At 58.9% G+C, this 21,478-nt stretch carries 17 protein-coding genes and 1 pseudogene; 13 read left to right on the top strand and 5 right to left on the bottom strand.

Annotated elements, in window-relative coordinates; genetic code table 11:
* Positions 1–123 precede the first annotated feature (123 nt).
* Complete coding sequence (locus F8N12_RS10400) at positions 124–1,560, top strand: DUF1254 domain-containing protein (RefSeq protein ID WP_150580344.1); 1,437 nt, start codon at positions 124–126, stop codon at positions 1,558–1,560.
* A 70-nt stretch (positions 1,561–1,630) separates the two neighbouring features.
* Here F8N12_RS10400 and F8N12_RS10395 read toward each other — a convergent pair whose 3' ends face one another.
* The 4 genes and pseudogenes from F8N12_RS10395 to F8N12_RS10380 form a co-directional block, all read right to left on the bottom strand.
* On the bottom strand, positions 1,631–2,302 hold the full coding sequence (locus F8N12_RS10395; protein ID WP_150580343.1) for a DUF3313 domain-containing protein: 672 nt from the start codon (positions 2,300–2,302) through the stop codon (positions 1,631–1,633).
* A gap of 136 nt (positions 2,303–2,438) precedes the next feature.
* Positions 2,439–2,933: a hypothetical protein gene (locus F8N12_RS10390; RefSeq protein WP_150580342.1), complete on the bottom strand. Its 495-nt coding sequence runs from the start codon at positions 2,931–2,933 to the stop codon at positions 2,439–2,441.
* 134 nt (positions 2,934–3,067) lie between these two features.
* Positions 3,068–3,232, bottom strand: a pseudogene (locus F8N12_RS10385) (GNAT family N-acetyltransferase); the annotation flags it as partial.
* Positions 3,233–3,290: 58 nt separating this feature from the next.
* Positions 3,291–3,731 carry a carboxymuconolactone decarboxylase family protein gene (locus F8N12_RS10380; protein WP_150580341.1) on the bottom strand — a complete coding sequence of 147 codons (441 nt, stop codon included), beginning with the start codon at positions 3,729–3,731 and terminating at the stop codon, positions 3,291–3,293.
* Between the two features lie 231 nt (positions 3,732–3,962).
* Here F8N12_RS10380 and F8N12_RS10375 point away from each other — a divergent pair, with 231 nt between their 5' ends.
* The 5 genes from F8N12_RS10375 (at position 3,963) to F8N12_RS10355 (ending at position 8,054) form a co-directional block, all read left to right on the top strand.
* Entirely contained in the window at positions 3,963–5,396 is a 1,434-nt protein-coding gene (locus F8N12_RS10375) for a PLP-dependent aminotransferase family protein (RefSeq protein ID WP_150580340.1), read from the top strand.
* A gap of 123 nt (positions 5,397–5,519) precedes the next feature.
* On the top strand, positions 5,520–5,813 hold the full coding sequence (locus tag F8N12_RS10370; protein ID WP_150580339.1) for an antibiotic biosynthesis monooxygenase family protein: 294 nt from the start codon (positions 5,520–5,522) through the stop codon (positions 5,811–5,813).
* A 153-nt stretch (positions 5,814–5,966) separates the two neighbouring features.
* Positions 5,967–6,386 (top strand): cupin domain-containing protein, encoded by a 420-nt coding sequence (locus tag F8N12_RS10365; RefSeq protein ID WP_150580338.1) that lies wholly within the window; start codon positions 5,967–5,969, stop codon positions 6,384–6,386.
* A 229-nt stretch (positions 6,387–6,615) separates the two neighbouring features.
* Positions 6,616–7,308 carry an ATPase gene (locus tag F8N12_RS10360; protein ID WP_150580337.1) on the top strand — a complete coding sequence of 231 codons (693 nt, stop codon included), beginning with the start codon at positions 6,616–6,618 and terminating at the stop codon, positions 7,306–7,308.
* Positions 7,309–7,472: 164 nt separating this feature from the next.
* On the top strand, positions 7,473–8,054 hold the full coding sequence (locus F8N12_RS10355; protein WP_150580336.1) for a hypothetical protein: 582 nt from the start codon (positions 7,473–7,475) through the stop codon (positions 8,052–8,054).
* Between the two features lie 143 nt (positions 8,055–8,197).
* On the opposite strand, the gene F8N12_RS10350 is transcribed toward F8N12_RS10355, so the two are convergent.
* Complete coding sequence (locus F8N12_RS10350; protein ID WP_150580335.1) at positions 8,198–13,105, bottom strand: NAD-glutamate dehydrogenase; 4,908 nt, start codon at positions 13,103–13,105, stop codon at positions 8,198–8,200.
* 500 nt (positions 13,106–13,605) lie between these two features.
* Between F8N12_RS10350 and F8N12_RS10345 the strand changes: the two genes are divergently transcribed.
* The 7 genes from F8N12_RS10345 (at position 13,606) to F8N12_RS10315 (ending at position 21,074) form a co-directional block, all read left to right on the top strand.
* Entirely contained in the window at positions 13,606–13,959 is a 354-nt protein-coding gene (locus F8N12_RS10345; RefSeq protein ID WP_150580334.1) for a hypothetical protein, read from the top strand.
* Positions 13,960–14,237: 278 nt separating this feature from the next.
* Entirely contained in the window at positions 14,238–15,197 is a 960-nt protein-coding gene (locus F8N12_RS10340) for an AAA family ATPase (protein WP_003218556.1), read from the top strand.
* Between the two features lie 5 nt (positions 15,198–15,202).
* Positions 15,203–16,147 carry a DUF58 domain-containing protein gene (locus F8N12_RS10335; RefSeq protein WP_150580333.1) on the top strand — a complete coding sequence of 315 codons (945 nt, stop codon included), beginning with the start codon at positions 15,203–15,205 and terminating at the stop codon, positions 16,145–16,147.
* Entirely contained in the window at positions 16,144–16,638 is a 495-nt protein-coding gene (locus F8N12_RS10330) for a DUF4381 domain-containing protein (RefSeq protein ID WP_150580332.1), read from the top strand. The genes F8N12_RS10335 and F8N12_RS10330 overlap by 4 nt, the downstream gene beginning before the upstream one ends.
* Positions 16,631–17,710, top strand: coding sequence for a vWA domain-containing protein (locus F8N12_RS10325; RefSeq protein WP_150580331.1), 1,080 nt, complete (start codon positions 16,631–16,633; stop codon positions 17,708–17,710). Before F8N12_RS10330 ends, F8N12_RS10325 begins: the two co-directional genes overlap by 8 nt.
* Positions 17,707–19,443, top strand: coding sequence for a VWA domain-containing protein (locus tag F8N12_RS10320; RefSeq protein WP_150580330.1), 1,737 nt, complete (start codon positions 17,707–17,709; stop codon positions 19,441–19,443). The genes F8N12_RS10325 and F8N12_RS10320 overlap by 4 nt, the downstream gene beginning before the upstream one ends.
* Positions 19,440–21,074, top strand: a complete 1,635-nt coding sequence (locus tag F8N12_RS10315; protein ID WP_150580329.1) for a BatD family protein — start codon at positions 19,440–19,442, stop codon at positions 21,072–21,074. Before F8N12_RS10320 ends, F8N12_RS10315 begins: the two co-directional genes overlap by 4 nt.
* The last annotated feature ends 404 nt before the right edge of the window (positions 21,075–21,478 follow it).

Here is a 21,478-nt window from a genome sequence, read left to right as displayed (position 1 = left end):
ATCAGCGGCGAATAACTCGAATCAATCGTGCGCTGGTGTCGCCCCCGTTTACTGCTAACGTCAGTGGAACGCTCGATACGTTTGCTTGGATCGACATCAATCTGGTAACCAGGAACTTTCGATATGCACGGTGCACTCCGCGCGGCGGGCTACAGCTTGCTGACTCTGTTTGTCAGTTGCGGGGTGGGTGCTCAGAACCCCGCCAGCAATGCAAGGATCAGTTTCAGCGCGACTCCTCAGGAAGCGCGAGCAATCGCCAAGGAAGCCTACCTCTACGGTTTTCCGGTCGTGGAGATGTACAAAGTCCTGTACACCCAGGCCATTGATGACAAGAGCCAGAACTTCAAGGCACCGCTAAATCAGATCGGCAACACCGCCAAAGCGTTTACCGCACGTGACACCGCTTTCGTCACACCGAACGCAGATACGCCCTACTCATTCGTGTGGATGGACCTGCGTTCCGAACCGGTCGTGCTGAACCTGCCGGCCATCGATGAACATCGTTATTACTCGGTGCAACTGATCGACGCCTATACGCAGAATTTTGCCTATCTGGGCACCCGCAGCACCGGCAACAACGGAGGTCGGTTCTTGATAGCCGGGCCGAACTGGCAAGGCCAGCAGCCCGGTGGCACTGATCGCCTGCTGCGCAGCGAAACCGATATTGCCTACGCGCTGTATCGCACGCAGTTGTTCGACGCCAAAGACCTGAACAGGGTGAAGGAGATACAGGCGGGTTACACGGTCGAAACGCTAAGTCAGTACCTCAGTCAGCAAGCCCCCCCGCCGGCCCCTGACATCGATTGGCCCAAACCCGCGCCCACCATGAGTGACACCCCCGACCTGTTCCGCTACCTGAACTTCATGCTTGCATTCGCTGCGCCTCAGGATGCTGAGAAACCTTTGCTGGCGCGTTTCAAAATGATCGGCATCGAGGCCGGCAAGCCCTTCACTGTCACCGATCTGGCCCCCGAACAGCGTCAGGCGCTGGAAGACGGTATCGCCGACGCCAAGGCGGAGTTCGCCACGTGCAAGAGAGCCAGGATTGATACTCACGAGGTTACCAGTGGTGATTTGTTCGGCTCTCGCGACGACCTCAAAGGCAATTACCTGTACCGCTACGCGGGCGCCACCCTGGGTATTTTCGGAAACTCCCCCGAGGAAGCCGCCGACATCGGCTATTTCGCCGACAAGGAGGGCCAACCGTTAGACGCTTCCACAAGAAATTACACGCTGCGGTTTGATAAGGACGGCCTGCCACCGGCCGAGGCGTTCTGGTCGCTGACGATGTACAACGGCAAAAACAAGCTGTTGGTGGCCAACCCGCTGAACCGTTACCTGATCAACTCGCGAATGTTGCCGCAGTTGTCCCTGGATGCCGATGGCGGCCTGACTCTTTATGTGCAACGCGATGCGCCGGCCAAGGCGCTGCAGAACAACTGGCTGCCGGCACCGGACGGGCCGTTTTTTGGCATGTTACGGCTGTACCTGCCCAAACCCGAGGTTGCCGATGGCCAATGGACAATGCCCTTGCTGACTTCGGGAGGCCGTCAGGAATAACCGCGACATAGCCCGGAGAACGAGGCCTTCATCCGGGCGATCTTTCGATAAAGGCCTTAGGCTCAGCGCATCATTTGGACTTCAGCTTCAGATACGACTGGTGCATGTCCGACGCCCAGCCATCAATCACGGCTTTCACGTCATCGGCTTTCATGACCTGAGCCTCATTTTCCAGCGGCTGGCCGATGCCTCTGCGCACCACCTGGGCAACGACCTTGTTGTTGCCGCCATCGAGAAACACGGCCTCCGTAGCCAGATCAGTTTCCTGATCACGAATACCGCTGGCAGTGCTCACCGCTGCCGCTACCAAGGCAATCGGAATCACTTCATACGGCTTGAGGCCTTCGGTTTTGCTACTGACCGCCGTGATGGCTGCGCGCACTACAATCACCCCCGGGCCAGGGCCGGCCGCAAGTGGTAGCGATTTGCTGATTTCGCGCTTGAGCGCTTGATCGTAGTAACGGGTGATACCGTTCAAAGTCGCCTGAGGGATTTTTGCAGTCGGCTGCGGCTTGGGATACAGCTGGGTAGGTTCGATGTAGACGCTGGTGAACTTGTCGAACCCGACCTTCGGGTCGATCCAGCGCATGACCGTAGCACCGGAAGGAGATTTGGCCTCGCTCAACTGACTATAGTCCTTGAGAAAGCCAGAATAATCCTCTGGATCGACCACTTTGCTGGAGCAACCCACCATTGCAATTGAGGCCACGCACAGGGCGCTCATCATTACTGCTAGCTTCATGCTGTAACTCCTTGGTCGACAATCGTCTGAAGACGGGTGTTACAGGTATAGCCAATGCAGGAAATCCTGTTATGAAAATCCAGAAATTCATCTAAAGACGGCGCACAGCGCCAGCCACCTGGCGGACCAGGTCTGATCATCCACGCTCGCGGGGAATCAGGCTCTGCAGTTGCTGGGCGAGGAAATTCGCATCGAAGGCAAACGTATCGGGATCTTTCAAGCCGTTAGTCTTGCGCCACTGCCAGCTGTTTGACGGAGGCTGGCACACCAGTGAAATGCTGCCATAACGCGCGGCGGTCAGGCCCATCACCGCCAGCGAAATCTGGCCCCCGGAGCCCATTACATCAGGCACGAATTCAACGGGTTTGCCGGCGATCACAATGATGAGTTTTTCCGTCTTGAATGAAGACGTCTCCACCGGAACGCTCGGCCCCGATGCAACATAGTGTTCGCGGCTGACCACCAGCAGATTCGGCGCCTTGACGGGCTCCAGCCATTGCTGGATCTCATCGAACAGCGCGCCAATGCGCGTCGCCCACACGGCAGATTGCGATTCGAACTGTTGTTTCTTGTGCGCTTCGCTGTCTGCGTAAAGACGAAGCATTTCGCCCAGTTGCTGAACGTCGTCCATTGCGGTAATCCTTTGATTCAAGCGGTTCTACGGACGTCGAGCATGGCAGATGCGCGAGCACGGCGTACGACTAAAACGCCTGAGCGGTCAGCCGTTGGAGGACCGCCCGGCATTGGCACTGGTCGGCTGGTTGATCAAGCCCCGCGCGTACGGCGAAGACGGGCCATGCTCAACGTGTCTACCAGCCTGCCATCGCGCACCGCGTAATCGCGGAGCAGGCCTTCGGTCTCGAAACCGTACTTGCGGTGAAGACCTATGGCCGCTTCATTGTCGGTATACACCGAGAGCTCGACCCGTTGGGTCACCGCCGGTTCGTTATAGAGCGCAGTGACTCTAACAACGAATGAAGGAATGAAACTAGGCGCTCGGCGTTTGGCGGAAGCTCACCGCCAGACGATTCCAGCTGTTGATAGTGTTGACCGCGATGGTCAGGTCGACCATTTCGCCTTCAGTGAACTGCTCGCGAGCCTCGGCGTAGACAGTGTCCGGAACCCGGGTTTGGGCAAGCAAGGTTACCGCTTCGGTCCAGGCCAGCGCAGCTCGTTCGCGCAAGTTGAAGAAATCGCTGTCGCGCCAGACTGCGATCGCGTACATACGGCGCTCAGTCTCGCCCAGGCGCCGCGCGTCGAGCGAATGCATGTCGGTGCAAAAGGCGCAGCCGTTGACTTGCGAGGCGCGGATCTTGATCAGATGAAGCAAGGCGGGTTCAATGCTGAGGTTGCTGGTCAAGGCCTCCATGGCGATCATGGCTTTCATCGCTTTGGGCGATGCGCTGTAGTAATCCAGACGTGGATGCATATCGGCCTCGGTATTTCACTGGTGCAATCCACCTTAGGCCCTGACGGGCGGGCGTTATAGATCCAATTCAGCGAAATACCGGTGGACCATCCGTCGCGGCACGCCAATCGCGGGTTTTTCGTCCACGCAACTTCTGCCGACAGGCACATGCGGGTAATCTTCGCGACGTCCTGTTGAACGCAGCCACGCGCGATTTCAAGTGCACTTTCCGGGCCGGGAGCCCTAGTCGGTATGGAACTTCATGTTGTCATCAACGGCCGCAAGGACCTGGCAGGCCAGCTCTACAACCAGCTGCGCAGCGCTATCGAATCCGGTCGTCTGGCAGCCGGCACACAGTTGCCGCCCAGTCGATTGCTCGCCGAGCAGTTGGGCATTTCGCGCAAAACCATTTCCGATACCTACGCGCAACTCACTTACGAAAACTTTCTGACTGGCGTGATTGGCAAAGGCACTTACGTGAACGCGCGGCCGGCCACAGTCAGGGGCAAGCAAAGCCATAGTGAGCTGGCCAGCTTTGAGGTGATCGAGTCATGGCGCAACATGCCGGAATTTTTGCGCCACCCCTCGCTGGAAGCGTGCCTGCGCTACGACTTCATCGGCGGCGCCACCAGCCGGGGGCAGTTTCCTCAGGATGAATGGCGACGCTGCACCGCCCACGCCCTGCGCCAGGTCGGCGCGGCAAAAGGACTCTATAGCGCGTCCGAGGGCCTTCCAGCGCTGCGTAATGCGATCGCTCGACATATCGCGTTTTCGCGCGGAGTCAATTGCAAGGACGAAGACGTAGTGGTGTGCAACGGTGCGCAACAGGCACTGGACCTGATTTCCCGGGTGATGACGCGGCCCGGCAGCCTTGTCGCCATTGAAGACCCCGGTTATCCGCCGGCCCGGCTGTTGTTCAGTTCGCATGGGGCGACGGTCGTTGGCGTTCCGGTGGATGCAGAAGGCATTCAGGTTGAGCTGATTCCGGACGGCACCCAATTGATCTATGTGACCCCGTCACACCAGTTCCCCCTCGGCATGCCGATGAGTCAGGCGCGTCGGGTGGCGCTGCTGGAGCGGGCGCACGAGTTGGGCGCAATCATCATCGAGGATGACTACGACAGCGAATTTCGCTATGAGGGACGCCCGACCGATTCGCTGCAAAGCATGGATGAGCGCGGAATCGTCGCGTACGTCGGGACCTTCTCGAAAACCTTGCTACCCGAACTGCGCCTCGGCTACGCAATCCTGCCGCCGGCGATTCTCGACGCCGTGATTCGCGCCAAGCACCTCACCGACCGGCATACCTCCACCCTTTCCCAATGGACACTGGCCAAGTTCATCAGCGAAGGCTGCCTGCTCAAACATATCCGCCGCTGCCATGCCATTTACGCCGGGCGCCGCGAACGTATTCTGGCGCGAATCGACAGTGATCTCTCACCCTGGTTCGAGGCCGTGCCGATCACGGCCGGTTTCCACATGGTGATCATGGGCAAAGTGCCGATAGACATTGCTTTGCTGGTGGAGTTGGCGAGAAAAGTCGAGGTCGGGCTGTACCCGATCGCGCCTTTTTTCTATCAGCGAGCCCCGCAAAACGGCTTATTGATCGGATTTGGCGCGATCGAAACCCTGGACATTGACATCGCATTGGACCGACTGCGCGACATTCTCCAGCATGTCACCTGATGCATTGGTCTGGCGCTTTATCCGGCGATTGGTTATTGGCGTCTTAGGGAGGCAGGCCTATGCTGCATGGGCGTTATCCCTCAGTGAGCAGGATTCGTCCGGCCTGATTCAGGAGTGTGAGTAATGTCCCACCAAGTGATTAACACGGTAAAAGTCCAGGCCAGCGCTGGACGCTCGGAAGAGCTTGGCAGACAGTTGCAGAAAATCGTCGAAACCCTGCGCGAGCTGCCTGGTTGCGACTCGTACATGGTCGACCGTTGTCCCGAGGACAGCAACCGCTGGACGGTCAGTGCGCGCTGGCAATCGGAAGCCGCCATGCAGATGCATTTCAACTGCCCCGAAGTGCAAGGCTTCATCGGTTTGATCGATAGCCGCCTGGCCAACAGCGTCGATTTCAACAGCTTTGCGCTGACTTGATTCAACTTAGCGGGTGCCGAGCCAGCGAGCGCCCGGCCAAGCCAGTCGCTAATCAAGGATTGGTCACCTGACCTTCTCGTACATTGGCTGTTTGATTGGCTTCATCTGCGAATTACTGTGGTCCTCGACGACTCATCACCACAGGTAACTATCATGAAAGTATCGCGTTTTTGTGCCACTTCCCTCGCCGCTTTGGCGCTGACCTTTTGCGCTTCAACGTTCGCCCACGAGACGGGTGATCCTTCGGAAAAAGTCACGGTGTTACAGGATCGCCCGCTGAAAAACGTCCCGGGGAAAAAGGCCATGATGATCGAGGTCGATTACCAGCCCGGGCAATCGTCGATCGCTCACAAGCACGACGGGACAGCGATGGCCTATGTGCTGTCCGGGGCAGTCACCTCCCAGGTGAAGGGTGAGAAAGAGCAGACTTTCGAGGCGGGCGATTACTGGTACGAGCCAGCGGGATCCGAACATCTGGTCTCCAAAAACGCCAGCGCCACCGAGCCGGCAAAACTGTTGGTGTTCATGGTCATGTCGCCGGATGAGAAAGTGCTGATACCATTGAAAAACTGATAGCTGTTGGTTCAGCCATAAATAAACAGGCTCAAACTTCGATTATGGGCTTGTTTATCTCCTGTAGTAATTAGTGATTATTTTTTACATCCAACAAAACTAATTTTTACCCTTGATGACGACGGACAGCTTCTTCACCCGGACTTTTCGGGTTTAGTCTAAAACGACTGCTGCACGCCAACGGCTGTTTAAAAATTAACGGCTCAGTCTGTTTCACTGGAGAAACACCATGAGACGCGCACTTGCTGGTTCCCTGATAATTAGCGTTTTGCTGTCCGGTTGTTCCATCCCTACCGCGCCAGAAGCGACGTATCGGCTTCACGGGTTGTTCACCGAACCGGTCGGGCGCAGCAGTGCCACTCATGTGGACAGTGGCAAGAATGTGTCGCTGGGCATCATCTACAGCCGCAATACGCAGACCAACCGCGCTTACCTGCAAGATTATCAGGCCAATGCCGGCACCGGTTTCGGCCAGACCTTGCTGGTGCAATCGATTCATGATGCTTACGTGGCGACCTCCAAACCCGACCTAGCGGTGGATTGGGTCAAGTCATCCCTGCAGCGACAGTTCGGATCGGTCACGGTCTACCCGGACCTGCAAAGCCTCAACGCTGCGAAACCTGATGTGGTCGCTATTATCGACAGCCGCAGCCAACTGATGACCTCGCGCAGTTCCGACATATCAGCCGAGGTCAGCGCAGATTTCTACGACAGGCAGCTTAATTATATAGGCACAGCCCGAGGTCATGACGCCAAAGCATTAAGTCCACTGTGGGCAGACTATAAACGTAGCGAAGAGATAGTGTCGGACATTTACGAACAACAGCATGTGCAAGTTCGGGCACTGCAGGAGTTTGATCGGTCGCTGAGCCAATTGATCAAGCCGCCGAGCGATAATATATCGATGCTGGACATCAGGTAACTGCCCTTCTGACCTGCAGGGCTGCCGACGTCCATCCACCTGTCCAAGCCCTGTTTTTTATCGCGCAATAAAACGCAATCCTTTCCAGCTATCAAAAAAAACCCGCTCGGATACTGTAGAGGCATCAACGGATGCCCCATAAAACAGACACGGACGGACGACCTATGGCTATTTCACATGAACGATCTTTTTTGGCTCAAATAACATGCGATGGCGCCAGAATCATATTCTTTGATGCACATTCGTATGGAAAACGTTTCGATACTCTTAAAAGTCAAATCACGACTTCCTCTGATCCGGACGTATCGCTCGACATTGTGACCCGTTCCAAACAGGGCCCGCTCTACGCTTATTTCATAGGCCATGACGACTATACTTACACCATCCAGTTTCGAGGCGGCAAGCATCACGGAAAATACCTCCGCACCGCTGGCAATGGCAACCCTGCTCTCGGCGCTTTCTCCGGATCAGACAGTGAATCAACTTCGTTCGTGCTTTATGACTACGATCTAAACCTCATCACACTTCAAGACATGCGAAAAAATGTGAACAGTGTCTATCTGCAGCTACATCAAGGCGCCTTTATAAAAAAGCAATCCATCGAGCGGCAGATGTACAGCTATAGCGGACAATGGGGCAATCTGGTTACTTTCAACCTGAACATCATTGAACGCGGCTTTGATGACCTTGCGAATTACGGAATAAGTCGCGCTACTGGTGAATATCTCAGATGGGAAAGCAACTGATGGAGGGTTGTTTCCGGCAGTGGTGAATAGGCTTGCAAATGGCACGTGATGCTTTGGTATTCATGAAGCGGTCCCCCCCCTTTGATTTTTGGAAAAAAAAACCCCGCATTTCACAATGCGGGGCTTTTTCATTCAATTGCCGATCAGATAGCCGGCTCCAGTTCGGCGCTGGCTGTCGTTGTCGCAGGTGCAGGCACGACGGCCTGCCCACTCAGTGCCAGATCCAGCAGTTCGCGGTTGGCCACTGCGTACATGGCGTAATCCGTACCGCTGGCGGCACGGATTTCCACCAGCATGGCGCGCCAGCGATCGATCATGCTTTTGTGCTCTTCCATCCACAGCGCCAGGCGTGTCTCCACGTCCTGGGTACCATCGCCCTGTTGCAGGACAGAGATGGTGATCGCACGTTGCTGCCAGTCGACGTCATCGCGGAATGCTTCACGGGCCAGGGCCTGCCAGTTGTTTTCAACCGGCAGCGCGCTGATCTGTTGCAGGTACCAGGTGATGTCCAGCGCACTGCCCACGGCGAAGTAGGCCTTGGCCACGTCCGCTGCGTTCTGGCCAGTGACGTCGGATGCCTCGATGATCGGCAACAGCGTGTACAGGTGCGAAGTACCGGCCACCATGCGCGCGAGCAATTCCGGCACACCGGCTTCGACGTATGCCTGATAACGCGCCTGCCAGTTTTCGTGGATTTCGCCACTCAGCAGTTCGTCCAGCTTGAGACCCAGTTCCTTCAGGTGCGGACCGAAGTGCGCCACGTCGCGGGCAGCATTCTGCTCATTACGGCGAGCACGCAGGAACCAGCGGGTGGCGCGACGGCCCAGACGCATCAATTCGTCCATCAGCTCCAGTTGCACGTCAGCCGCGACCTGATAATCCAGGGCTTCTATTTGGCGGAACCAGTGCGGAAGGTGAAAGATATCCCGAACAATTACATACGCACCCGCCACGTTCGCCGGGCTCATGCCGGTCGACTCTTTGAGTCGCTGCACAAAGGTAATGCCCATATGGTTGACCAGGTCGTTGGCGATCTGGGTACTGACGATCTCACGCTTCAGACGATGACGACGCATGGCTTGCGAGAACTTGCTGACCAGGCTTGGCGGGAAAGCCGTTTCCATGTCGCGCGTCAGGTAGTCGTCATCCGGTACCTGAGAGTTGAGCAACGCTTCCTTGAGGTCGATCTTGCTGTAGGAGATCAGCACCGACAGCTCGGCGCGGGTCAGTCCGTGGCCCTCCGCGACACGCTCGCTGATGGCCTCTTCAGCCGGCAGGAACTCGATTGCACGATCCAGCTTGCCGCGACCCTCGAGGTCATTCATCAAACGCTTGTATTCGGCGATCCGCTCATAAGCGCGACGGGCCGCCAGCGACAAGGCTTGAGTCTGCTTGTAGTTGTTACCCAACACGAGGTTGCCGACTTCGTCCGTCATGCTGCCGAGCAACTGGTTGCGTTGCTTCTCGGTCATGTCACCGGCCTGAACCACTTCGTTGAGCAGGATCTTGATGTTCACTTCATGGTCGGAGCAGTCGACGCCACCAGCGTTATCGATGAAGTCGGTGTTCGAACCACCGCCATTCAGGCCGAATTCGACGCGACCCAGCTGGGTCATCCCGAGGTTACCGCCCTCGCCCACCACTTTGCAGCGCAGCTCGTTGCCGTTCACGCGCAACGCATCGTTGGCCTTGTCACCAACATCGGCGTGGCTTTCGGTGCTCGCCTTGACGTAGGTACCGATACCGCCGTTCCACAGCAGATCCACCGGCGCCTTGAGCAAGGCGTTGAGCAGTTCGGTCGGGGTCAGCTTGTCGGCCTGAATGTCGAAACGCTCTTTCATCTGCGGGGAAATCGCGATGCTTTTCGCGCTACGGGAGAAGATCCCGCCGCCTTCGGACATGATGCTGGTGTCGTAATCCGACCATGCCGAACGCGGCAGATCGAACAGGCGCTGACGCTCGGCGAAGCTGTTCGCTGGCGTAGGGTTTGGATCGATGAAGATGTGCAGGTGGTTGAAGGCCGCGACCAGTTGCAGCTTGTCGGACATCAACAGGCCGTTACCGAACACGTCACCGGCCATGTCGCCGACGCCGACCACGGTGATGCTGTCTTCCTGAACATTGATGCCGCGTTCGCGGAAGTGACGCTGTACGCCAACCCACGCGCCTTTGGCGGTGATGCCCATTTTCTTGTGGTCGTAACCGGCCGAGCCACCGGAGGCAAAGGCGTCGCCGAGCCAGAAGCCGTAATCGATGGCGATGCCGTTGGCGATGTCGGAGAACGTTGCCGTGCCCTTGTCCGCCGCCACCACAAGGTACGGGTCATCGTCGTCATGACGCACGACGTTGACCGGCGGTACCAGCGCGCCGTCTTTCAGGTTGTCGGTGATATCCAACAGGCCGGAAATGAAGATGCGATAGCAAGCAATACCTTCGGCCGCGATCTCGTCACGGCTGCCGCCCAGTGGCAAACGACGCGGCAGGAAGCCACCCTTCGCCCCCACAGGAACGATCACCGAGTTCTTCACCTGCTGGGCTTTTACCAGGCCCAGCACTTCGGTGCGGTAATCCTCTTCGCGGTCGGACCAGCGCAGACCACCGCGTGCCACGTTGCCAAAGCGCAGGTGCACGCCTTCGACGCGTGGCGAGTAGACGAAGATTTCGAATTTCGGTACCGGCTTCGGAAGCTCTGGAATCTGGTGCGGGTTGAACTTGAAGCTGAAGTACGACTTGTTCTGGCCGTTGGCGTCAGTCTGATAGAAGTTGGTGCGCAGGGTCGCCTTGATCAGGTCAAGGTAGCGACGCAGGATGCGGTCTTCGTTCAGTACCTGAACATCGTCCAGTGCGGTCAGAATCGCCTGTTCCAGACGCTGCTGCTTGTCTTCCAGATCATCGCTGGACAACTTGCGTGCCAGGTAGAAACGGGTTTTGAACAACCGGGTCAGTTCGCGAGCGATGTCGGTGTGGTTGTTCAGGGTGCTGGCAATGTAGCCAAGGTCGAAGCCCAGACGGATCTGCTTCATGTAACGTGCGTAAGCACGCAGCAGCGCCACGTCGCGCCATGGCAGGCCGGCGGTCAGCACCAGACGGTTGAACGCATCGTTTTCGGCATCGCCACGGACGATGTGGACGAACGCGTCCTGCAAGGTGTCGTTGAGCTGCTGGATGTCGAGTTCCAGGCCCTCGGCGGCGGTGAACGCGAAATCATGAATCCAGAACTCGCGGCCATTATTGTGACGCAGGCGATACGGGAACTCGCCGAGCACGCGCAGGCCAAGGTTTTCCAGGATCGGCAGGACGTCGGACAAAGCCAGTGGCGTGTCGGCGTGATACAGCTTGCAGTGCAACTCGCGCTGACCGGAAACCTGGCCCAATGGCTGGTAGAAACTCATCACCAGCGGATTCTTTTCGTTCAGGCTCAGCAGGTGCTGCATATCGACCACGGCCGAGTGCGCGGCGAAGCGCTCGCGGTAGCCGGCCGGGAAGCCTTTCGGAAAGTCGGCCAGGACGTTGGTGCCGCTGGCTTCGCCGAAGCTTTCGACGGTCAGGCTGGCGTAATCGTCCTGCCAGCTGCGGCAGGCCTGTACCACTTCTTTTTCCAGCAGCACCGGGTCGATGTCGAGACGGTTTTTCGGATCGACACGCAGGATCAACTGCACGCGAGCCAGCACCGATTCGGAGAAGAAGGTCCAGAATTCGCAATCCGAAGCCTTCAGACGGTCCATCAGCACTTGCTGGATCTTCTGGCGCACTTCGGTGGAGTAGATGTCGCGCGGCACGTAGGCCAGGCAGTAGCAGAAACGACCGTACGGGTCTTTGCGCAGGAACACGCGGATCTTGTTGCGTTCCTGAATCTGTACGATCGACATCACGGTGCTGAACAGTTCATCGACCGGGGTCTGGAACAGGTCATCGCGCGGTAGCACTTCAACCACCTGCGCCAGTTCTTTACCGAGGTGGGCCTTGGCCTGGAAACCGGAGCGGCGTTCGATCTCTTCGACCTTGCGGCGGATGTACGGAATGACCCGCACGCTCTCGCCATACACCGACGAGGTGTACAGGCCCATGAAACGGCATTCCTTGATGACATTGCCGTCGGCGTCGATTTCACGGATCGACACATAATCCGGGTAAGCCGGACGGTGGACACGGCTCGGATGCGCGGCCTTGGCGAACGACAACAAGGTCGGTTCACGCAGGTAATTGACCGCGTAATCTTCGATGCGCAGGTCGTCGTAAGTCAGGCCGCGGCGCAGCAGTTTGGTCAGGCCGAGGAATGAGTTCTGATCGTAGACAATGTGGCCACCGTCCGGCTCATCGCTGACCACGAATTCTTCATAGCCGAGGAAGGTGAAGTGGTTACCCACCAGCCATTCAAGGAAGCTTTTGATTTCGGCTTTTTCTTCAGGGTCAACGGAGAACTGGCTGTGGTCGAGGCCGGTCAGGATTTCCTGGACCTTGGCTTTCATCGGCTCGAAATCGGCGACGGCGACGCGGACTTCGCCGAGCACCTGCTCCAGTTCTTTACTCAGGACATTCAATTCGGCCGCATTGGCGCAGCGGTCGATTTCCAGATACATCAGGGATTCCTGCAGGATCCCTTCGCCCTGGGTGCCTTTGGGCAGGATTTCCAGCAACTCGCCCTTGCTGCCGCGACGCACGCTCAGCACGGTGGTTTGCAGGGTATGAATGCTGTAGCCGCGACGGTTCAGCTCGGTACGCACCGAGTCCACGAGAAATGGCAGGTCGTGGTGCAGCACTTCCACTGCAGTGTGGGTCGACTGCCAGCCGTGGCGTTCGTAATCAGGGTTGTAAACGCGCACTTGCGGCTGCGCGTGATCGAAGCGCTCAAGCAGACGCCATGCAGAAAGGGTGCAGCCAGCGAGGTCGGACAACCGACGCTGCGTCAGCTCGTCCAGGGAAATGATGCCGAAAAATTGTTCAGCGAACAGCGCCACTTGTGGCAGTGCCTGTTCACTGATGTGCTGCGCCAGTGCCGCTTGCAGTTGGTGCTGGAAGTCGGCTTTGCTGGCTGCGGTGAAGAACGCCATCTGTGGTACTCCGCTTGGGCTTGTTATTGATGGAAGCGTCGCGTGCAAAACCCCTTTCGGGGCGATCCGTCGCCCTGTTCCTGATTCTCGGGCAGAGGAAACAGGGTGACAGGTGGGTGAAGCTGGACGAGACACTCAGGTCACATTCACCTTCCATGAATGGGCATCTGCAAAAACCACTGCGCGATGGATTGCGCACTGTCTTTACGGGTATCCATTCGATGCGCAGCTTAACCAGTGCGGCAAGGCCCGTGCTTGCGGTGCTGCGACATATTCGGTCATCGGTATGCAGGTTGCGGCCCGCGCCTGGAACAACACTAGCAGCCACAGGAAAAAACGGGCGGGTTGCGTCCGTATTTGCGACCCTGCGTACCGGAAATGACCGGCAACATACCGAACGCTCACGACCCATGCTCAGACACCATGACGAGCATTAATTCCCGCGAGCTGGCAGAATCGCCTTTTGTTGCGCTCATAACACTCCGATCCAGGATGACCCCATGCAAATGACTACCGCTCTCTTGATCGTCAACCCTTGTGATGAGGAAGAAGACGACATGGCCATGCTCGCCTGCCACAGCGATCAGGGCGAAATGTTCCTGATGACGCGTTACCCGGACGAGGCTGAACTGGAAATCACCCTGGATGGCGAGCCTTCGACGCTGGACGGTGTGAAAGTCACGCTCAGCCCTGCCCGGCTGCTGATCGAAATCGCCGCTGGCGACGCGGATGCGCTCAATGGCGATGATTCGCTGGAGATTACGCACAGCACGGATGCGGCGGATTTGGCGGAGGTTGAGGAGACTTTGCAGAACATTCTCAAGGGGACCGGGACTTATATCAGCGAAATTTGAGGGTGCCCTGGCCGGCCTCATCGCGAGCAGGCTCGCTCCCACATTGATCGCACCCCGATCAAACAACTCGGTCAACGGTGCGAGCGAGCCTGCTCGCGAGGGGGCCTGAAAGAACACATCACCCTCTGCGCCTGCATTTTCTGTCAATTTCACTCATCTATTCCCGCACTTTGCACAAAATGCCGTTAGTCGCCGCCCCCCACCATGCATTAAAGTAACGCCCCCAGCCCTGGCGTTAGCAGAACGTCTGCGGCCACCCTTTGCAGGAACAGTCATCGATGGAACATCGTGAAGCGCTGCTCGCGCTGCGAACCTTTCTTTCAACGCAGATTCTGGGCCAGGAAAAGCTCATCGAGCGCTTGCTCATCGCCCTGCTCGCCGACGGCCATATGTTGGTCGAGGGTGCCCCTGGTCTGGCCAAGACCAAGGCCATCAAAGAACTCGCGGAGGGCATCGAAGCCCAGTTCCATCGAATCCAGTTCACCCCGGACCTGCTGCCCGCCGACATCACTGGCACAGAAATCTATCGCCCTGAAACCGGCAGTTTCGTCTTCCAGCAAGGGCCGATCTTCCACAATCTGGTGCTGGCGGACGAAATCAACCGGGCGCCAGCCAAGGTGCAGTCAGCCCTGCTGGAGGCGATGGCCGAACGTCAGGTCAGTGTCGGACGCAGCACTTACGAACTGTCGCCACTGTTTCTGGTGATGGCCACACAGAACCCGATCGAGCAGGAAGGCACCTATCCATTGCCCGAAGCGCAACTCGACCGCTTCCTGATGCACGTCAAAATCGGTTTCCCGGACGCCGCGGTCGAGCGCCGCATCCTGCAGCAGGCCCGTGGCGAAGCGCTTAACGGCGAAACCAAACCGGAGCGCCGCGTCAGCCAGCAGGCAATTTTCGCCGCACGCAAGGAAATCCTCGGTTTGTACATGGCCGACGCAGTTGAGGAATACCTGGTACAACTGGTCATGGCCACGCGCACGCCGGCCAAGTTCGATCCGGAGATGGCCGAGTGGATCGCCTACGGCGCCAGCCCGCGGGGTTCGATCGCCCTGGACCGCTGCGCCCGCGCTCACGCATGGCTGGCCGGCCGAGACTTCGTCAGCCCTGAAGATATTCAAGCGGTACTGTTCGACGTGTTGCGTCACCGCATCATTCTGTCCTTTGAAGCCGAAGCTGCGGGCATCGATCAGGACCGGGTGGTCCAGCGGATTCTCGACGTCGTAGCCGTCGCTTGACCCCGATGAACGCCAGCCTGCCGCCCGAAACGGGCATCCGCATCAGCCTTAGCGAACTGATCGAGATGCGCCATCGTGTTCGCGAAGTGCAGCTGTTTTCCACGCCAAGCCAGCGCAGCCCGCTGATTGGCCTGCACCACTCCAAGCTACGCGGGCGTGGCGTCGATTTCGATCAGGTGCGGGTTTATCAGGCGGGCGATGACGTGCGCACCATCGACTGGCGAGTTACCGCACGCACTCAGGAACCCCACACCAAACTTTTCCACGAAGAACGTGAGCGGCCGATTTTCATCATGGTCGAGCAAAGTCGCCGACTGTTTTTCGGTTCCGGGCTGATGTTCAAATCGGTGCTGGCCGCGCAGGCCGCAAGCCTGATCGGCTGGGCTGCGCTCGGTCACAACGATCGCGTCGGCGGGCTGGTGTTCGGCGACAACGAGCATTACGAGATCAAACCGCGGCGCAGCAAACAAAGTCTGCTGCAACTGCTCAACCGGCTGGTGCGGGTCAATCAGTCGCTGCACACCGAAAGCGAGCAGAATCGCGACTCGTTGAACATGGCGCTGCGCCGCGCCCGCGAGGTATTGCGCCCTGGCAGTCTGGTAATCGTGATCTGCGACGAACGCGCACTGACTGAAGGTTCCGAGCAACAACTGAGTCTGTTGTCGCGGCATTGCGACCTGTTGCTGCTGCCGGTATCCGACCCGCTCGACCATGCCTTGCCGGCCGCCGGGCTTCTGCGCTTCACCGAACGTGGCGCGCAACTGGAACTCGACACTCTAAATTATGATCTGCGCCAAACCTATCGCGCACAAGCCGAAGCGCGTATCGCCCGCTGGGAATTGCTGGCGCAAAAACTGCGCGTGCTGCTGATGCCGTTGAGCACCCAGAGCGAGATGGTCGAACAGTTGCGCGAGTACCTCAATCCCGAGCGCCCAGGGAAAGGCCGATGAGCAGCCTCGATCAACTGCAACCGCTGATTTCGCCGCCGCCCATTGGTTTTTGGCCTCCGGCGCCTGGCTGGTGGTTGTTGATTCTGTTGTTCCCGCTGCTGGGTTTCGGCCTGTGGCAACTGCGCCGCTTTCTGCCGTCTGAACGTGTCGCTGCACCCGCCGAGCAACCGCTCGATCCCGTGCGCGTCGCAGCCCTGGCCGAACTGGCGCTGATGCCCAAACCTTACGATGGCGCGCCCGCCGGGGCGTGGCTGCAGCAACTCAACGGTTTACTCAAGCGCCTGTGCCGCAACCATTATCCCTACAGTCAAAGCCACACGCTGAATGGGCGCAAATGGCTGGCATTTCTCGACAATCGCTGCCCCGCCGCCGGCCTGACGCGCTGGATGATTCTGGTCGAAGGCGCCTATAAACCCGAATGCAAACTCGACGACAAAGCCATCGCCGGCCTCACCCAGGCTGTCGATACGTGGATCCGCAAACATGTTTGAGTTCGCCTGGCCCTGGATCTTCGTCCTGCTGCCGCTGCCCTGGCTGTTGCGCAGCGTGTTGCCGGCGGCCGACAGCGGTGAACCGGCACTGAAAGTCAGCTTCCTCGGCGATCTCGAGGGTCTCGCACGCCGCCGCGCCCGGGCCAATCTGCCGGCCTGGCGGCAACAGGCGCCATTCCTGCTGCTGTGGTTGTTGCTGCTGATCTCGGCGGCACGCCCGCAATGGCTGGGAGAGCCGCTGCCCATCGCGGCCAGTGGTCGCGATTTGCTGGTGGCGGTGGATGTCTCCGGCTCGATGGATTTTCCCGACATGCAGTGGCAGGACGATGAAGTCAGTCGCCTCGCGCTGGTGCAGCACTTGCTCGGGGACTTCCTCGAAAGTCGTGAAGGCGATCGCGTCGGCCTGATCCTGTTCGGCAGCAAGGCATACCTGCAATCACCGCTGACTTTCGATCGGCGTACCGTGCGCATCTGGCTGGACGAAGCCCGGATCGGCATTGCCGGGAAAAACACCGCGATCGGCGATGCCATTGGCCTGGCACTCAAGCGCTTGCGCCTGCGTCCGGCGCAGAGCCGGGTTTTGATTCTGGTGACGGATGGCGCCAACAACGGCGGCGAAATCGACCCGGTGACGGCGGCGCGGCTCGCGGCCCGCGAAGGCGTGAAAATTTATCCGATCGGCATCGGTGGTGATCCCGAGCAAAGCGGCACGGCGGGCTTGCTCGGCATCAATCCGAGTCTGGACCTCGATGAGCCCTCCTTGAAGGCAATCGCCCAGATTACCGGCGGCCAGTACTTCCGGGCCCGCGATGGTGAGGAACTGCAAGCGATCAAGGCAACCCTCGATCAACTGGAACCGGTGACCCAACAACCGACTCAGGCACGCCCTGCCCAGGCGTTGTATCACTGGCCCCTGGCGCTTGCGTTGTTGCTCAGCATATTGCTGGTGGTGCGCGAACGCTGGCCGCATAACCCGATACAGCGCCTGTTTACCAAAGACTTGTTTTTGCAGGCGCAATTGCCTGACTGGCGCCAGCGGCTCAACCGCTTGCGTCTGCGGAGGCGCAAGTGAGCGTGCTCTGGCCATATTGGTTCCGCCCGTGGTGGCTGCTGCTGTTGCCGGTGCTTGGCTGGTTGCTCTGGCAACTCTGGCATCGGCAAAAGCGCGCCGGGCGCTGGCAGATGATCCTGCCGCCCGCTTTTCATGCGGCGTTGCTCAGTGGTGGCAATGGCCGCGAAAGCAAAGTGCCATGGGTGTCGCTCGGTGTCGCGTGGGTACTGACGGTGCTGGCGTTGCTGGGCCCGAGCTGGGACCGGGTCGAGCAAACCAGCCAGAAACCGGCCGACCCTCTGGTGGTGATCCTGGAGCTGACCCCGGAAATGCTCGCCACCGACGTGACACCCAATCGCCTGGAACAAGCCCGACGCAAAGTCTTCGATTTGCTTCAAAGGCGCAGCGACGCGCAGACAGCCATCATTGTCTATTCCGGCAGCGCGCACACGCTGGTGCCGCTTTCGGACGATTTTTCCACCAGTCGCAACCTGCTCGACGCGCTCAAACCCTCGCTGATGCCGGCAGCCGGCCATCGCGCCGATCTCGCCGTGCGCAAAGCCCTCGCGCTGCTGAACCAGGCTGCACTCGGCGATGGTCGTATTCTGCTGATCGGTTCGTCGCTGAACGAACTCGAGCGCGAAGGGATTGATCTAGCGCTCAAAGGTAAATCCACCCAATTGCTGATGCTGGGCGTTGGCACGCGCGAAGGCTCACCGATCACCCAGGAAGACGGCAGTTTTCTCAAGGATGAACTGGGCGCCATCCTCGTGTCGCGCCTGGATGAACCCGGCTTGAAAACATTCGTCGAGAGCGTCGATGGGCGTTATCGTCACGCCCGCCTGGAAGACGCCGACCTACGTGCGCTGGGTCTGTTCGATGGCCCTCGCCACTTGCGCAATGACGGCCAGACCGTGCGTCTTGATACCTGGGCCGATCAAGGTCACTGGTTGTTATTGCCGCTGTTACTGCTTGCCGCCTGTGCCGGTCGTCGTGGCTGGCTGTTCTGTTTGCCCCTGCTATTTCTGGTACCGCAACCGAGTTACGCCTTCGACTTCGAAGACTTGTGGTTGCGCCCCGATCAGCGCGGGCTGCAGTTGCTCAGACAGAAACAACCGGCCGCAGCTGCGCAGCACTTCGAAGATGCGCAATGGCAAGGCGTGGCGCTGTATGAGGCTGGCGATTACAGTGGCGCCGCCCAGCGCTTCGCCGAAGGCAAGGATGCTTACGCCCACTACAATCGTGGCAACGCCCTGGCCAAAAGCGGTGAACTGGAAGCCGCGCTTGATGCCTATGAGCAGGCCCTGGAACGCCAACCGGATTTGCGCCCGGCCCTGACTAACAAGGCGCTGGTGGAAAACCTGTTGAAGCAGAAAAACACCCCGCCGCCGGTTGAGCCGGACGAGCCGCCTGCCGATGAACAACCGCTGGAGCAGGAACCATCGCCGGGCGCGGCGACGCAGCCGTCGAGCAACGGCGAAACGGCAGTTGAGGCCGGTAAGCCGCCCCCCGACACCGAGCAACCGGCGACCGCGCCGACTAAATCGGGCGCCAGTGAAGTCCCGGGCAGCGAACTCGGCGACGAACAGCACACCCGCCCGCCGCTGCGTCCGGCCACCGACAGCATCGATGGCGAACAACAGCAGGCGCTGGAGCAATGGCTGCGCCAGATACCGGACGATCCGGGTGAATTGCTCAGACGCAAATTCTGGTACGAACAGCAACAACATCAGGATCAGGAAAAAACCCGATGACCCGCTTCACGATTTCCATGCTGGCGCTGCTGCTGTGCACCACTGAAGTACAGGCTGTGGGACTGGTTGCCAGTGTCGACCGCAGTCGCTTGAATTCGGGCGAGACAGTAGAGCTGACCCTGGAATCCACCGATGTGACGCAGTTCGGCAAACCCGATCTGGCTGCGCTCGAGCCGCAGTTCGACGTTCGTGGCACGCGTCAGGTCAACCAGTTGACAACCATCAATGGCGATTCCGGCGCGACCACGCGCTGGATCATCACCCTGCTGCCGCGCCAGAATGGCACTGTGGTGATCCCATCGTTGCAGTTGGGCGACGTGCAGAGCGAGCCGCTCACTCTCCAGGTGGTTGCAAGCGACAATCAGGACAACACGGGCAGACTGGCCCCGGTGTTCATCGAGGCCAGTCTCGATCAGAACAGCGTTTATGTGCAGGCCCAGGCCATCCTGACCCTGCGTATCTACCATTCGGTGTCGCTGTACGACGACAGCAGCCTGACCCCGCTGCAGGTTCCTGACGCGCGCATCGAGCAGCTCGGAGCCTCGCGAACCTATGAAAAAGACATCAAGGGCGTGCGTCACGGCGTGATCGAGATGCGCTACGCGATCTACCCGCAACATAGCGGGCCACTGAGCATTCCGGCGCAGGCATTCAGCGCCACACTGGTCGAAACACACCCGGCCCAGGATACCGAATCGCCAAAATCGGGGAAAATGCTGCGCGTCAGCTCCAGCGCAATGGTGCTTACTGTCAAAGCCAAGCCCGTCAGTTATCCGGTCGACGCACCCTGGCTGCCGGCTCGCAGCGTTAGCCTGAGCGAAAGCTGGAACCCGGAGCCGGAACAGGCGCAGGCTGGCGAGTCGCTCACCCGCAGCCTGACGCTTAAGGCTGAAGGCCTCTCCAGCGCACAATTGCCACCGCTGCCAGCCACCGACATCAACGGCCTGCGGCGGTATCCGGATCAGCCGCTGCTGGTTAATCAAAACAGCGAGCGCGGGTTGATCGGCAGTCGCGAAGACCGCGAAGCGCTGGTCCCGGTCCGCAGCGGCGAGCTTGAGTTGCCCGCCGTGGACGTGGTCTGGTGGAACACCTTTGAAGATCACCTGGAACACACCAGTCTGCCCGCGCGCACCTTGCAAGTGGCGAACAATCCGAGCCTGACGGTCGACACGCCGGCCAGCACCGTGGCTATCACCCCAGCGGCTGACCCCGATACCGTGTGGCGCTGGCAGCTGACCAGCCTGATTCTGCTCTGCACCACGCTGTTGGGTTTCGGCCTCTGGTGGCGTGCACGCTGGCAACCCGCGATCCTGCGCGCCGCGCATGCGGGCCCGAGCACACGCACCGTGCTCGACGAACTCAAACGCGCCTGCCTGGCCAACGACTCCCACGCCACCCGCCAGGCCCTCGACGCCTGGGCCCGGCAACAACCGGAAACCCTCGCCGACATGGCCGCGCGTTTTGTACCGCTGTCCGACGCCCTGGATGGTTTGAACGGCGCGCTGTACAGCGAGACCGGGCAGCAGTGGCAAGGTGAAGACCTGTGGCGGGCAATCCGCGCGATACCCACGGCGGAAGGCATCCAGGACCCGGTGGCTGACAGCGGGCTACCGCCGCTGTATCCGAAATAGGGCACAAAAATAGCAGCGTTTGGCGGCTCCTTGGGTTTGTGTATGGCTCAAAATTTGTGTTGTTGCGCAGATCCATGTGGGAATGAACCTGCTCGCGATTGGGTCTGCACATTGAACATTGATTTATCTGACAGATAGCCTTCGCGAGCAAGCCCGCTCCCACAGGTTTTATGTAGGGTTCGAAATCTGTGTTGTTGCGCAGATCCATGTGGGAGTGAGCCTGCTCGCGATTGGGTCTGCACATTGAACATTGATTTATCTGACAGACAGCTCTCGCGAGCAAGCCCGCTCCCACAGGTTTTATGTAGGGTTCGAAATCTGTGTTGTTGCGCAGATCCATGTGGGAGTGAGCCTGCTCGCGATTGGGGCTGCACATTCAACATTGATCTATCTGACAGACAGCT

It is taken from the genome of Pseudomonas fluorescens, from assembly GCF_902497625.1.
In the GTDB taxonomy this organism is placed as follows: domain Bacteria; phylum Pseudomonadota; class Gammaproteobacteria; order Pseudomonadales; family Pseudomonadaceae; genus Aquipseudomonas; species Aquipseudomonas fluorescens_BQ.
Note: the sequence above shows the minus strand (reverse complement) of the source record. Positions and strands in the feature narration are given on the sequence as shown.

Bases quoted from the DNA above. Each gene is read 5' to 3' on its own strand.
- F8N12_RS10335 (WP_150580333.1), top strand. From the start codon at position 15,203: ATGAACGCCAGCCTGCCGCCCGAAACGGGCATCCGCATCAGCCTTAGC.
- F8N12_RS10350 (WP_150580335.1), bottom strand. From the start codon at position 13,105: ATGGCGTTCTTCACCGCAGCCAGCAAAGCCGACTTCCAGCACCAACTG.
- F8N12_RS10345 (WP_150580334.1), top strand. From the start codon at position 13,606: ATGCAAATGACTACCGCTCTCTTGATCGTCAACCCTTGTGATGAGGAA.
- F8N12_RS10340 (WP_003218556.1), top strand. From the start codon at position 14,238: ATGGAACATCGTGAAGCGCTGCTCGCGCTGCGAACCTTTCTTTCAACG.
- F8N12_RS10360 (WP_150580337.1), top strand. From the start codon at position 6,616: ATGAGACGCGCACTTGCTGGTTCCCTGATAATTAGCGTTTTGCTGTCC.
- F8N12_RS10370 (WP_150580339.1), top strand. From the start codon at position 5,520: ATGTCCCACCAAGTGATTAACACGGTAAAAGTCCAGGCCAGCGCTGGA.
- F8N12_RS10355 (WP_150580336.1), top strand. From the start codon at position 7,473: ATGGCTATTTCACATGAACGATCTTTTTTGGCTCAAATAACATGCGAT.
- F8N12_RS10375 (WP_150580340.1), top strand. From the start codon at position 3,963: ATGGAACTTCATGTTGTCATCAACGGCCGCAAGGACCTGGCAGGCCAG.
- F8N12_RS10400 (WP_150580344.1), top strand. From the start codon at position 124: ATGCACGGTGCACTCCGCGCGGCGGGCTACAGCTTGCTGACTCTGTTT.
- F8N12_RS10380 (WP_150580341.1), bottom strand. From the start codon at position 3,731: ATGCATCCACGTCTGGATTACTACAGCGCATCGCCCAAAGCGATGAAA.
- F8N12_RS10395 (WP_150580343.1), bottom strand. From the start codon at position 2,302: ATGAAGCTAGCAGTAATGATGAGCGCCCTGTGCGTGGCCTCAATTGCA.
- F8N12_RS10330 (WP_150580332.1), top strand. From the start codon at position 16,144: ATGAGCAGCCTCGATCAACTGCAACCGCTGATTTCGCCGCCGCCCATT.
- F8N12_RS10390 (WP_150580342.1), bottom strand. From the start codon at position 2,933: ATGGACGACGTTCAGCAACTGGGCGAAATGCTTCGTCTTTACGCAGAC.
- F8N12_RS10365 (WP_150580338.1), top strand. From the start codon at position 5,967: ATGAAAGTATCGCGTTTTTGTGCCACTTCCCTCGCCGCTTTGGCGCTG.
- F8N12_RS10325 (WP_150580331.1), top strand. From the start codon at position 16,631: ATGTTTGAGTTCGCCTGGCCCTGGATCTTCGTCCTGCTGCCGCTGCCC.
- F8N12_RS10315 (WP_150580329.1), top strand. From the start codon at position 19,440: ATGACCCGCTTCACGATTTCCATGCTGGCGCTGCTGCTGTGCACCACT.